This window comes from Flavobacterium sp. (genome assembly GCF_040402895.1).
Taxonomy (GTDB): Bacteria; Bacteroidota; Bacteroidia; order Flavobacteriales; family Flavobacteriaceae; genus Flavobacterium.
Genome location: NZ_JBBALR010000006.1, coordinates 57,665 through 71,640, shown reverse-complemented (window position 1 = coordinate 71,640; position 13,976 = coordinate 57,665). Strand labels below are relative to the sequence as shown.

The following is a 13,976-nucleotide window of genomic DNA, read 5'->3' as shown; positions in this document are numbered from 1 at the left end:
ATAAATTAATGAAATTCACTTTTGCCTATCAATTTAAAAATAAAACCCAAAACCCACTCGGATTGTAAATTTACGTGCATCCGGAATATTAAAATAACTGCCTCGCCAAGAGGCATCTACTCGCATTACTTTAAAAATATTACCTATTCCGGCAGCATATTCGTAATACCCATTTATAGGTGCTTGATAGACTTGCCCAGAAGCATTTATATCTTTGTTTTTATTTGAAACGGAACCATAAACGGCTTTTACACCTATGATTTCACGCCAATTTAGTTTTCTAAGTAAAGGCACTCTGGAAAATAATTTTCCATTGAAATTATGTTCCAAATGAAGGGATGTATATTGGTCGGCTACAAAATCGTAATAGTTTAATAAGTTATAGGTATTATCAATAATAAAATACGACTGATTACCAGGAATAATTCCCATTAAAGATAGTGGAACTGTCCCGAAAGTTTTCCCAACTTCTAAAGTCGAAAATAATCGGCCAAAACCGCCAATTAATAAAGGTTGACGATAAAAAAACTGTAATTTAGAATAATTGAAATCGCTATTTAAAACGCCTTTTAATCCTTGAGAATAACTCATAAAAATTCTGGGATAATTTAAATCTACTTCCATTCGATCCACCCCATAGCCAATCATTTTTCTATTTGGTGTATAGTTGATTAAGAAATTGACTTCAGATTGGGTTATTTTGTTGGAAGTTTGACTAAAAGTATCATCAGTAAAATAATCCAATTTAAATTCTGGATAGGCAGAAGATAGCGTTCTGTATGAAAAACTACTTTCGAAAACCAAATTTTTAACTGGTTCTATCTCAAAACCTAAGTTAGTTAAATTTACATTCGTTAGTTTATTGTTTGTACCACTGGAAAAAAAAGAAGAAGATGCAAAACTTCTACCTAAAACATCATTCGAAGTGGTTAAACTTACCCCAATTTGTTCTACATCTCTGCGGTTACCAAAAGATACAATAAATCGATTTTTCTTATCCAGCATTAGGCGGGCATTGATCCCGTATTTTATTTTTTGGTCTTTAAATCCATAAGCAGTGTATCCTTGAATACGCCATGGGTCGTTAGGTCCGAAATACGTTCTTCCACCTAATCTAATACGTTGCCCTTCTACATCATTGTATCCAAAAGTAGAGAAAATAGGTCCTATATCAAATTTTCCAACTTGTATATAACCACTTCCTAGAATAGAAACTAAATTGTAAAATCGTTTAATTTTAGGAACTGTTTTTAGGGTATCGAGCATTTCATAAATTCCTTTTTCGTTAGAATTTAGACTTTCAAACCGATTTTCTTCCCAATATTCCTCTGTTTTAGTAAATGCTTCTTTATTGAAGTTGTTGACTTCTTCACGATAAAATTTTTCGTCTTTTTTTCGGTTGAATTCATGATTTTTAAACATGGTTGTTCGTTTTCCGTACATTCCATTTGAACCTTCTTTTTTGGTTAAGGCAAAATCCGTCATCATGTGATCGCGCTTCAATAAAAAAACGGAATCATTTAACACATCAAATTCTTGTTCAATATATATATCCCGAACCCAATTAATATTAGCACTTTTGCTAGCTTCCATATTAATGCTTTTTATGGCAAAAGTGGAATCGTTTACCCAAAAATCCCCTTTAAAAGTCAACTCGTTTTTTCTTCGTGGATAGTATACAATATTGTAGCACCATTTTTTATCAATAAATGTACTGTCTGCTAAAACATAATTATATACTTGAATTCCAGTTCGAGATAACGGGCTTACAAAATCTTTATCGAAAAATTTCAGGTAATTATTATAAATATCATAATCGGCGTATAAATCTTTTAAAAAGGCATTTACACCATCATTATTTGCGTTACCAAATCCTGAGTATTTATTGGCTTCTAAAACATCTTTTGTTTTGTTTTTTATATTGTCGCCATATACTTTACTTTTGGTTTCATTTATAAAAATTGGCAAGAAATTTTTACCTGTAATGGCAGAAGTGTCCACATGTTGAAAAATAAATTCTACATTTTTGAAGATTTTATTTTTCATAAAGGTACTATCTATAGAATTAATGTCAAATTCAATTTTTTCATACTTATCGTACTCATACTGATTGAATTGACGCAATCCATTTTTCTTTTTTCTTTCCCAAATTTTTCTAAGAATATCTATAGCAGGATTGTTTTTTTTTGAAGTTTTTCCGCCATACACTTTCACTTCGGCAATTTCGTTTGCGTTTTCTAAACTAATTTTTAAATCGTAATTAAACGTGCCAGAAAGAGCTATTTCTTTGTCTTTATACCCTACAAATGAAACTATTAATGTAGGATATGTTTTTTTTGATTCCAGATAAAATTTACCGTTTTCATCGGCAATTACGCCTTCTGCAGAATTTTTAAACGCAACCGTTGCGTAAGAAACGGGTTGTTTGGCATCGTCTAAAACAATACCGCTAACTTTTGTTTGGGAAAAAGCAAGCGATGAAATTAGTATAACGAGTATTAATAGGTTTTTCATTCGGTTATTTCATAAAAAAATCCCGACAAAATCGGGATTCAAATATACTTTATTTTAAAGTAGTAGGCAAATGGAATACTATTGATATTAAAAAAACAATAGTATTTTAATTGCTTCACAAATTACAATTTGTGCCTAAATTATTTTTTATTTATACATTACTTTTTTAACTGCTTTTACTACATCATTACTATTTGGTAACCACTCTTTTAATAGTGTAGGTGAGTAAGGTGCAGGTGTGTCAGCGGTTGTAATACGTTGAATTGGTGCGTCTAAATAATCAAAAGCACGTTCTTGAACCATATAAGTAATTTCTGAAGCTACAGAGGCAAATGGCCATGCTTCTTCTAAAACGACTAATCTATTTGTTTTTTTAACCGAATTAATAATACAGTCGTAATCCATTGGACGAACGGTTCTTAAATCGATAATTTCACAAGAAATACCTGCTTCGGCTAATTCTTCAGCTGCAATAAATGCCTCTTTGATAATTTTACCAAATGAAACGATAGTTACATCAGTTCCTTCGCGTTTAATATCTGCTACACCAAGTGGAATGATATAATCACCTTCAGGGACTTCCCCTTTATCACCGTACATTTGTTCTGATTCCATGAAAATAACAGGGTCGTTATCACGAATAGCAGCTTTTAACAAACCTTTTGCGTCATAAACGGTACTTGGAACCACTACTTTCAAACCTGGAGTATTGGCAAACCAGTTTTCAAAAGCTTGTGAGTGTGTAGCGCCTAATTGCCCTGCAGATGCTGTTGGTCCTCGAAAAACCATCGGCATAGGAAATTGTCCAGCTGACATTTGACGCATTTTTGCTGCATTATTTATTATTTGATCAATTCCTACTAATGAAAAATTGAAGGTCATGTATTCTACAATTGGGCGGCATCCGTTCATGGCTGAACCTACTGCAATACCTGCAAAACCTAATTCTGCAATTGGTGTATCAATAACTCGTTTTGGTCCAAATTCATCTAGCATACCTTTTGAAGCTTTATAGGCTCCATTATATTCTGCAACTTCTTCTCCCATTAAGTACACCGTTTCATCACGACGCATTTCTTCGCTCATTGCTTCACAAATAGCTTCTCTAAACTGTATTGTTCTCATAAAATTAATTCTAAAACTTAGTGAATGGCAAAAATAATAAATTTTAATGAGTACGCTCATTATTATTTAATATTTTTACTCAATCGATTTCTTTAATAATATCTTATCAAATTCTTATTTTTAGCTACATAAATTCAACAATTCATAAAATATATTTAATTTTTGCGAAAAAACAACATTTTATATGCGTGCATAATATTTTTTTAAAACATTTTTTGTAATTTCGTACCATCAATATAAATAAGTATAAAAATGAAAATATTAGTTTGCATCAGTCATGTCCCTGATACTACTTCAAAAATTAATTTTGTTAATAACGATACCGAATTTGATACAAATGGTGTACAATATGTTATTAATCCAAATGATGAATTTGGTTTAACCAAAGCCATTGTTTTAAAAGAACAAAATGGTGCTCATGTAACTGTGGTTAATGTAGGCGGTGTTGATGCTGAAGCTACCTTAAGAAAAGCGCTTGCCATTGGTGCAGATGAAGCCATTCGTGTAAATGTACAACCAAAAGATGGTTTATTTGTTGCGAAACAATTGGCAAACGTGGTGAAGCAAGGGGGTTACGATTTAATTATTGCCGGTACAGAATCTATTGATTATAATGGCGGAATGGTACCTGGAATGTTAGCCGGATTATTAGGATTTAATTTTGTAAATGCTTGTATCGGAATTGAAATTTCTGGAACTGAAGCCACTACAATTAGAGAAATTGATGGAGGTAAAGAAACAGCTACATCAAATTTACCATTAATTATTGCTGGTAAAAAAGGCTTGGTGGAAGAAAAAGATTTAAGAATTCCAAACATGAGAGGCATTATGACTGCGAGAACAAAAGTATTGAATATTGTAGAACCAACTTCAGATGCTAATGCTACGTCTTCCATAAAATTTGAAAAACCCGCAGCAAAATCAGCAGTAAAATTAATTAGCGCAGATAATTTAGATGAATTAATTAATTTATTACACAACGAAGCTAAAGTAATATAATTGTAAATCGCAAAACGTAAATCGTAAATAAAAAGATATGTCAGTTTTAATATATACAGAATCAAACGAAGGTAAATTCAAAAAAGTAGCTTTTGAAATTGCTTCATATGCAAAAAAAGTAGCCGATATGCTTGGAACAACTGTTACTGCGGTTTCAATTAATGCTACAGAAAATAATGCTTTATCAGCTTACGGAGTTAGTAAAGTATTAAAAGTAACAAATGATAAATTAACGTCATTTAATGCAAAAGCTTACGCAGATGTAATAAAGCAAGCTGCTGAAAAAGAAGGAGCTAAAGTTGTAATTTTAGCTTCAACTACAGATAGTTTACACATTGCGCCATTAGTTGCCGTAAATTTAAATGCAGGTTTTGTTTCAAATGTAATTGAGGCGCCTGTAAGCGTGACTCCATTTCAAGTAAAAAGAAGCGCTTTTTCAAACAAAGCATTCAATATATCAGAGATTGCAACAGACGTAAAAGTTTTAGGAATTTCAAAAAATTCATTCGGATTGATTGAAAATGCAACTTCAGTTACGGAAGAAGATTTTTCACCCGCTTTATCAGATGCAGATTTTGTTGTAAAAGTAATCAATTCTGAAAAAACAACAGGTAAAGTTACCATTGCTGATGCTGAAATTGTGGTGTCTGCAGGTCGTGGATTAAAAGGTCCTGAAAATTGGGGTATGATTGAAGAATTAGCCACTGTACTTGGTGCAGCAACTGCTTGTTCTAAACCTGTTTCGGATATTGGATGGCGCCCTCATGGGGAACACGTAGGGCAAACTGGAAAACCAGTTGCAGCTAATTTATATATTGCAGTTGGAATATCTGGTGCTATTCAGCATATTGCAGGAATCAATTCCTCTAAAGTAAAAGTGGTAATTAATACAGATGCCGAAGCACCTTTCTTTAAAGTAGCCGATTATGGTATTGTAGGAGATGCTTTTGATGTAGTACCAAAGTTGATTGAAAAATTAAAAGCTTTTAAAGCGGCAAACGCATAATTTTTTATATATTGTGCCTCCTAAAAAGGCTATCTAAATACGATAGAAATATCCAATTTAGAGGGCCTTTTTTTTATAGAAAATATTTTTATAGTACATTTGAATAAAGTTTAAGTACAAAATGAGTTTAGTTAAATTAACCATTAAAGGAATATCGTACAGTCAAACACAAAATGGGGCCTATGCTTTAATTTTGAATGAAGTAGATGGTAACAGGCAATTACCGATAGTTATCGGTGCTTTTGAAGCACAATCTATTGCTATAGCATTGGAAAAAGAAATAACACCGCCTCGTCCTTTAACGCACGATTTGTTTAAAACTATTGCGGATAAATATGAAATTGTAATTACCCAAGTGATTATTCATAAATTAGTTGATGGCGTGTTTTATTCCAGTATTATTTGTGAAAAAGAAGCAAAAGAAGAAGTAATTGATGCGAGAACTTCTGATGCAATAGCGTTAGCCTTACGATTTAATGCACCTATATTTACCTATAAAAATATATTAGATAAAGCCGGAATTTACTTAAATAAAAACAAGCAAGAATTACATTCAGAAGAAGAAATAGATGACGACAATATACTTTCTGAACCTGAAGTATTTGGCGAAGAAGAAACGCAAAACATATATTCAAAATTTTCCAATCAAGAGTTACTTGACATGTTAGAAGAAGCCATACAAAATGAAGAGTACGAGAAAGCCGCTCAAATAAAAGAGGAAATGGATAAAAAATAAAATTACCAATCTAACTACAAAAAATGAGCATAAAATTAAGATTAACAATTGTAAGTTTTTTACAATTATTTGTTTGGGGTGCCTGGTTAACTACTTTGGCAAGTTATGGATTTGGTTTTAAACAATGGTCTGGTGCCGAGTTTGGAATTGTGTTTTCAACTTTAGGTTTAGGTTCCATTATTATGCCTCCTATTTCAGGAATTATCGCAGATAAATATTTGAATTTAGAAAAATTATACGGTGTTCATCATATTTTATATGGGATTATATTACTTTTCTTACCTATCATTGATAGTCCTTCAACTTTCTTTTGGGTGTTACTTTTAGGTATGATTTTTTATATGCCAACATTATCTTTGTCGAGTTCTCTGACTTTTGCCGTTTTGAAAAAATTCAATTTTAATATCATTAAAGATTTTCCGCCCATTCGAGTTTGGGGCACCATTGGTTTTATAGTAGCTATGTGGTGTACCAATTTGTTTAGTAATGTAAATCCGCCGTTTTCTTTCGGGATTGGAGTTGGAAAAGCTATTGCTTCAATAACCAATATGCCTGTAGAATGCAATCAGTTTTATATGGCGTCTTTTTTCGCAATTCTATTAGGAATTTTCTCTTTTACTCTGCCTAAAATTGAACCAATAAAAGACGAAAGTAAAAACAAAACATTCTCTCAAATTTTTGGGTTAGATGCTTTTATGCTTTTTAAAGAATCTAAAATGGCTATGTTTTTTATCTTTAGTATGTTTTTAGGAGCCGCTTTACAATTGACAAATATGTATGGCGAAACGTATATTAAAGATTTTGAAAACATACCCAAATATGCAGAAACTTTTGTAGTAAAATCGGCAAATATTGTATTGTCTATTTCTCAAATTTCTGAAACGATTTTCATTTTAGCCATTCCGTTTTTCTTAAGACGATATGGAATTAAAAAAGTAATGCTTTTTAGTTTAATTGCTTGGGTATTGCGTTTTGGATTTTTCGCTTATGGCGATCCAATTGGAAGTTTATGGATGATTATTATGTCGAATATCGTGTACGGATTGGCGTTTGACTTCTTTAATATTTCGGGTTCTTTATTTGTAGAAACTACAACCGATTCTAAAATTCGATCTTCTGCACAAGGATTATTTATGATGATGACCAACGGATTTGGTGCCATTTTAGGAAGTTTAGGAAGCGGATTTTTAATTGATACCTATTTTACCACTGCAAACGGAAAAGACTGGCACAACATCTGGCTAACATTTGCAGTTTATGCTTTAATTATTACTGTTGCATTTGCAATATTATTTAAACACAAACACAATCCAAAAGACGTAGAATCATTTAGTCATTAAATAATAACCTGACAGGTTTCTAAAACCTGTCAGGTTTGAAACAAACTTTATATGAAACAATATCACGATTTAGTAAAGCACGTATTAGCAAACGGCACTCAAAAAGGAGACCGAACAGGAACAGGAACCATTAGTGTTTTTGGTTACCAAATGCGATTTGATTTAAGTGAAGGATTTCCAATGGTAACCACCAAAAAATTACATTTAAAATCGATTATTCACGAATTGCTTTGGTTTTTAAAAGGCGAAACTAATATTGCCTATTTGCAAGAAAATGGCGTAAAAATTTGGGATGCTTGGGCAGATGAAAATGGAAATTTAGGACCCGTATATGGGCACCAATGGAGAAATTGGAATAGCGAAGAAATCGATCAAATAACCGAATTAATTGAAACCTTAAAAACCAATCCAAATAGTCGTAGAATGTTAATTTCGGCTTGGAATCCATCGGTATTACCGGATACTACTGTTTCTTTTTCGGAAAATGTGGCTAATGGAAAAGCCGCTTTACCGCCATGTCACGCGTTTTTTCAGTTCTATGTTTCAGATGGAAAATTATCGTGTCAGTTGTACCAACGTAGTGCTGATATTTTCTTGGGCGTGCCTTTTAATATTGCTTCGTATGCCTTATTTACCATGATGGTAGCACAAGTTTGCGGATTAGAAGCGGGTGAATTTATCCATACTTTTGGGGATGCACATATTTATAATAATCATATAGAACAAGTAAATTTACAATTGAGCCGTGAGCCAAGAAAATTACCAATAATGAAATTGAACCCAAATGTAACCAATATTTTCGATTTCACTTTTGACGATTTCACGTTGGAAGGCTACGACCCACACGAACATATTAAAGGAGCGGTTTCGGTTTAGAAACGCATTAAATTTAATTTCACTCAAATTTCTTAACTTAGCCCTTCAAATTATTTTTTATGCTCACACTAATCGCCGCAACATCTACAAACTATGCTTTGGGTAAAGACAACCAATTGGTTTGGCATTTACCAGATGATTTTAAACGATTTAAAGCGTTAACTTCAGAGCATTATATCATTATGGGAAGAAAAACCTTTGAAAGTTTTCCAAAACCCTTACCAAACAGAACACACGTGATTATTACTCGTCAAAAGGATTATATAGCACCAGAAGGATGTATAGTGGTTTCAAGTATAGAAGAAGCTATAAAAGTTTGTCCAAAAAACGAAGAAGTTTTTATTATTGGCGGTGGCGAAATTTACAAACAAGCTATCGATAGGGCTGATAAAGTTGAACTTACTCGTGTTCATACAACTGTTGAAGCGGATACTTTTTTCCCGGAAATAAATCCGACACATTGGAATCTTATTTTTGAAGAACTGCATCCAAAAGATGAAAAACACGCCTTTGATTTTACGTTTCAAACTTTTATTAAAGCAAATCGTAATTCGTAAATTGTAATTCATAATTTTCAATTACTTTTGTACTTCAAAATCAAAACAATGTCTGAAACCATAAAACCGTATCAAGATTCCGAAACAGGTAAAAAAGAGCAAGTAGCTCAAATGTTTGATACCATTTCCGAAAATTATGATGGATTAAATAAAATAATTTCGTTAGGAACAGATGCTACTTGGAAAAAGAAGATTTTACAAATGGTAAAACTTCAACAACCAACCTCTATTTTAGATATTGCTACCGGAACAGGAGATTTAGCCATATTGTTTGCAGAAACCACAGCCACAGAAATTATCGGTTTAGATATTTCACAAGGCATGCTTGACATGGGTAAGAAAAAAATTTCAGACAAAAACTTAGATTCAAAAATTCAAATGGTTTTAGGTGATGGAGAAAAAATTCCCTACACGGATAATTATTTTGATGTAATAACCGTGGCATACGGTGTAAGAAATTTTGAAAATTTAGAAAAAGGACTTTCTGAAATACTTCGTGTATTGAAACCAAATGGAACTTTTATAATTTTAGAAACTTCTGTGCCAACAACATTTCCTTTTAAACAGGGCTATTATGTGTACACCAATTTTATTATGCCTACCATTGGAAAACTGTTTTCTAAAGATAAAGCCGCGTACAAATATTTGTCTACTTCTGCACAAAATTTCCCTTTTGGAGAAGCGTTAAACAATATTTTACGAAAAATTGGGTTTATAGAGGTAAAGCACGAACCACAAACCATGGGTGTGGCTACAATTTATAAAGCATCAAAAAAGTAAATATGCAAGTTAGATATCTTATTTTTATTTTATTATTCGCGCTGAAATCATTTGCTCAGGGTGGTATCTTTGGTAAAAATCCAATTATAAATGATCAAAATTTTGAAAAACAAAAAATTCATTTTGGGTATTATTTAGGATTTAGTAGTTATAATTATCAATTTAATTACAAAACCGTTGGAAAAGATATCGAGTTAAAGCCAGCCATTGGTTTTAACGTTGGTTTGGTGGTAAACTTAAGATTAATAGATTTTTTTGATTTACGATTTGAACCCGGTTTTTACGCCACACAACGTAATTTAATTTACCCAAATATTGAAGATCGTGTAGATCGATTAAGAGAAGTAAAAGCGTCAAACCTACATTTTCCATTGCTGTTAAAATATTCTGCATTACGAACTGGAAATGTGAGACCGTTTTTGGTTGGAGGCGTTTCCTCTACTTTAAATTTAGGAAGTAATGAAAAAGCAACAGACGATAATTCAGCAAATAGATTCCGAGTAAAAACCTGGACGCAAAATTACGAAGTTGGTTTTGGATTGGATTTATATTTGGAATATTTTAAATTTTCTCCATCCATTCGTGGTGTTTTTGGAACGGGTGATGAATTAATTCGCGATTTGGATCCAAATTCAGCTTGGACCGGAAATATTAAATCGATGCAAACAAGAGCTGTTTTTGTAAACTTCACGTTTCATTAAGTCAAATGTCAAAAGTCAAAAATTTATTTTTTATTCACTTCTTTTGAATTCCGATAAAAATATGGCGGTGGCTGTAGCTACGTTTAAACTTTCGGTTTGTTGTAAATTTCCAAATCTGGGGATAGCAATTTTTTGAGTAATTAATTTCTCAATTTCTGATGAAATGCCATTGGCTTCATTTCCCATTACAAGTATACCACTGTCGGGTACTACCTTTTTATAGATGTTTTCGCCTTCCATAAATGTTCCAAAAATTTCCAAATCAGTAGCTTTTAAATAAGCGGCTAAATTGGTATATTCTACTTCTACTCTAGCCAAACTTCCCATAGTAGCCTGAACTACTTTTGGATTATACAGATCTACAGTTTCTTCAGAACAAACTATTTTAGAAATACCAAACCAATCGCATAATCTAATAATAGTTCCCATATTTCCTGGGTCTTTTATATTGTCTAAAGCCAATTCTAAACCAGAATTAGCACTGGAACTATATTCTTTAATTTTAAAAACCGCTAAACAATCATTTGCAGAAGTTAAAGCTGATATTTTTTTAAGTTCACTATCTGAAATAAGCGTAGCTGCGTGTTTTTTATCAAACAAATCTGTTTGGGTTACAAATAAATGTACCAAACTAAAATTAGCGTCAATAAGTTCTTGAATCACTTTTTTCCCTTCTGCTATGAAAAGATTGTGTAACTTACGGTACTTTTTTTGTTGTAAACTATTAATTAGTTTAATTTGGTTTTTGCTAACCATAAAAAATTGTATTTTTGATAAAAATTAAGCGTTTGAAGAATCTCACTCCAAAAATAGTACTATTTTTTCTTTTAGGACTACTTTTTTACTCCTGTTCTGAAGTAAGGAAGCTCCAAAAGAAACAATTGCTTATTCAAGACAACGAAATTATAGTGAATAACAACGCTGTTAACTCTGAAGATTTGCAAAATCAATTGTATCAAAAACCCAACAGTAAATTATTAGGTTTTAAACCCCGTTTGCAATTGTACAATTTGAGTAAAAAAAATGCAGATTCTACTTACCAAGCCTGGTTGCAAAAAAAACCAAACCGATTAGATAGACTGATAAAATTGTATTCTAAAAAGCAAGTAAATCGTTTGGGTAAATCGTTTTTGGTTTCTGGTTATAGTGATTTCTTTAAGAAAGTTGGAGAAGCACCTGCTATACTAGATACGGCTAGGGTTAGAAAATCAATAATAAGATTGTATTCGTATCAATTTAATAGAGGTTTTTTTGATGTGAAAGTGGCTTCTAAAATCGATTCATTAAAAAATAAAAAAGTAAAAGTTACATATCAAATAAACACAGGAAAACCCTATATTATTGATAGTATTTTTAGAAATATTGAAACGCCAATTGTGGATTCGTTATATCAAAATATTTCTGGAAATTCGTTACTAAAATCTGGTGAAGCTTATACTGCAGAAAATATCAGCAATGAGAAAAAACGAATTGCAACAGAATTTAGAAACAGAGGCTTGTATCATTTTCAAGAAAATTACATTAAAAGACCAGATATAGATACGATTGGCAAAAAAAACAAATTAAATATTACCTTTAACATTGGAAATAGAATTGTTAAAAATGCAGATTCTACGTATACGGAGCCATTTAAGTTATATAAAATTAACAAAGTAAATATTTTTACAGACAAACAAGTAAAGGAAAAAGCTATCGGAATTGATAGTATTTCTTATAAAAAATTTAATTTTTATAGTTCAGGAAAACTAAAATATAAACCTAAAGCATTAGTAAATGCTATATTTATTGAAGAAGGAAAATTATTTAGCGATCAAGATAAAACATTAACAACTAGGGCTTTATCTAACTTAAAAGTATTTGCATATCCTCGAATTCAATATGTTGAAGATGCTACTGGAAATGGATTAATTGCTAATATCGTTTTAACACCATTAAAAAAATACGAGTTCAACATTAAAGGCGATTTTACACAGTCTAACATTCAGCTTTTTGGTATTTCAGGTTTTACAGGAATTACATTTAGGAATTTATTTAAAGGGGCCGAAATTTTAGATTTTTCGTTACGAGGTAATTTGGGTTCCTCTAAAGATGCCAGCATAAAAAATAGTACGGATGCTTTTTTTAACATACTTGAATATGGTGCTGATGTAAAATTAAGTTTTCCAAGAATTTTCTTTCCTATTAATACGAGTAAAATTATTAGAAAAAAATCGTTACCTAGTACTTCTATCACTTTAGGTTTATCTAAACAAACAAATATTGGTTTGGATAAAGAAAATTATTATGGAAGTTTTTATTACGATTGGGGTTTAAATAAAGATGAAACTAAAAAGTTTAAATTGGATTTATTTAACTTACAATTTGTTAAAAATTTAAATATTGACAATTATTTTAACGTGTATAATTATTCATACAATACGTTAAATAATTTAGCACAAGTGTATAATACAAATTCTAGTTTTGAAGATGCAGCTGGAAATTTAACTTTTTCAGGAGCAGTAGATTTTATTAATCAAGTTACTAGTGGCGGTATCCCTGTAGCAGATGAAATCGATTTTAAAGCCATCAATACCATTGGTGAAAGAAGAAAAAGATTGATTGAAAATAACTTAATTTTATCATCAAGTTTTTCTTATAATTTAAGTACCAAAAGAAGCGTTAATGACGTACAGTTTTATAATATTAAAGCCAAAATTGAAAGTTCGGGAAATCTTTTAAGTATCATTTCTAAACAAAAAAAAGAAGCATTAAATAGTAATGACAATCAAACTGTTTTTGGAGTTGAATATGCCCAATATCTTAAAACGGAATTTGAATACATCAAACATTTACATTTATATAAGAAAAGTTCCCTAGCATTTAGGTTTTTTGGAGGAGTAGCCGTTCCTTATGGAAATTCAAATTCGGTGCCTTTTTCAAGAAGTTATTTTGCTGGTGGAAGTAATGATAATAGAGGATGGCAAGCGTATTCATTAGGTCCCGGATCTAGTTTAAGTGTAAATGATTTTAATGAAGCCAATTTAAAACTTTCTCTAAATTTAGAATACCGATTTAATATTTTTAATAGTTTAAACGGGGCTTTATTTACAGATGCCGGAAATATTTGGAATGTTTCAGATAACGTAGAAGATGAAAAATTAAAATTTAAAGGAACAAAATCCATTCAAGAGCTTGCTTTAGGTACTGGTTTTGGGCTTAGATATGATTTCGGGTTCTTTGTAATTCGTGGCGACTTCGGTTTCAAGGCCTACAATCCAGCTAAAGAATATGCACAAAGATGGCTGAAAGATATGAACCTTTCTAAAACAGTTTTTAATATAGGTATCAATTATCCTTTTTAAA

At 31.5% G+C, this 13,976-nt stretch carries 12 protein-coding genes; 9 read left to right on the top strand and 3 right to left on the bottom strand.

Annotation, left to right across the window (positions count from 1 at the left end; translation table 11 throughout):
• Positions 1–33: 33 nt before the first annotated feature.
• Both ABWP60_RS06900 and ABWP60_RS06895 read right to left on the bottom strand, forming a co-directional pair.
• On the bottom strand, positions 34–2,514 hold the full coding sequence (locus ABWP60_RS06900) for a DUF5686 and carboxypeptidase-like regulatory domain-containing protein (protein ID WP_353150422.1): 2,481 nt from the start codon (positions 2,512–2,514) through the stop codon (positions 34–36).
• A gap of 147 nt (positions 2,515–2,661) precedes the next feature.
• Positions 2,662–3,639, bottom strand: coding sequence for a pyruvate dehydrogenase complex E1 component subunit beta (locus tag ABWP60_RS06895; protein ID WP_353150419.1), 978 nt, complete (start codon positions 3,637–3,639; stop codon positions 2,662–2,664).
• A gap of 252 nt (positions 3,640–3,891) precedes the next feature.
• Here ABWP60_RS06895 and ABWP60_RS06890 point away from each other — a divergent pair, with 252 nt between their 5' ends.
• From ABWP60_RS06890 to porT, 8 genes are all read left to right on the top strand, one after another.
• Positions 3,892–4,638 (top strand): electron transfer flavoprotein subunit beta/FixA family protein, encoded by a 747-nt coding sequence (locus tag ABWP60_RS06890; RefSeq protein ID WP_353150417.1) that lies wholly within the window; start codon positions 3,892–3,894, stop codon positions 4,636–4,638.
• 37 nt (positions 4,639–4,675) lie between these two features.
• Complete coding sequence (locus ABWP60_RS06885; protein WP_353150415.1) at positions 4,676–5,644, top strand: electron transfer flavoprotein subunit alpha/FixB family protein; 969 nt, start codon at positions 4,676–4,678, stop codon at positions 5,642–5,644.
• A 121-nt stretch (positions 5,645–5,765) separates the two neighbouring features.
• Positions 5,766–6,380, top strand: a complete 615-nt coding sequence (locus ABWP60_RS06880; protein ID WP_353150412.1) for a bifunctional nuclease family protein — start codon at positions 5,766–5,768, stop codon at positions 6,378–6,380.
• Positions 6,381–6,403: 23 nt separating this feature from the next.
• On the top strand, positions 6,404–7,720 hold the full coding sequence (locus ABWP60_RS06875; protein WP_353150409.1) for a nucleoside permease: 1,317 nt from the start codon (positions 6,404–6,406) through the stop codon (positions 7,718–7,720).
• Positions 7,721–7,771: 51 nt separating this feature from the next.
• A complete protein-coding gene (locus tag ABWP60_RS06870; RefSeq protein WP_291240924.1) occupies positions 7,772–8,596 on the top strand; it encodes a thymidylate synthase in 825 nt (274 codons plus the stop codon).
• Between the two features lie 59 nt (positions 8,597–8,655).
• Complete coding sequence (locus ABWP60_RS06865) at positions 8,656–9,153, top strand: dihydrofolate reductase (protein WP_353150406.1); 498 nt, start codon at positions 8,656–8,658, stop codon at positions 9,151–9,153.
• Positions 9,154–9,201: 48 nt separating this feature from the next.
• Positions 9,202–9,933, top strand: a complete 732-nt coding sequence (gene ubiE / locus ABWP60_RS06860) for a bifunctional demethylmenaquinone methyltransferase/2-methoxy-6-polyprenyl-1,4-benzoquinol methylase UbiE (protein ID WP_353150403.1) — start codon at positions 9,202–9,204, stop codon at positions 9,931–9,933.
• Positions 9,934–9,935: 2 nt separating this feature from the next.
• Positions 9,936–10,634 carry a type IX secretion/gliding motility protein PorT/SprT gene (gene porT / locus ABWP60_RS06855; protein ID WP_353150400.1) on the top strand — a complete coding sequence of 233 codons (699 nt, stop codon included), beginning with the start codon at positions 9,936–9,938 and terminating at the stop codon, positions 10,632–10,634.
• 30 nt (positions 10,635–10,664) lie between these two features.
• On the opposite strand, the gene ABWP60_RS06850 is transcribed toward porT, so the two are convergent.
• On the bottom strand, positions 10,665–11,390 hold the full coding sequence (locus tag ABWP60_RS06850) for an RNA methyltransferase (RefSeq protein WP_353150397.1): 726 nt from the start codon (positions 11,388–11,390) through the stop codon (positions 10,665–10,667).
• Positions 11,391–11,404: 14 nt separating this feature from the next.
• Between ABWP60_RS06850 and tamL the strand changes: the two genes are divergently transcribed.
• Positions 11,405–13,975, top strand: a complete 2,571-nt coding sequence (gene tamL, locus ABWP60_RS06845; protein ID WP_502904813.1) for a translocation and assembly module lipoprotein TamL — start codon at positions 11,405–11,407, stop codon at positions 13,973–13,975.
• Position 13,976: the final 1 nt, after the last annotated feature.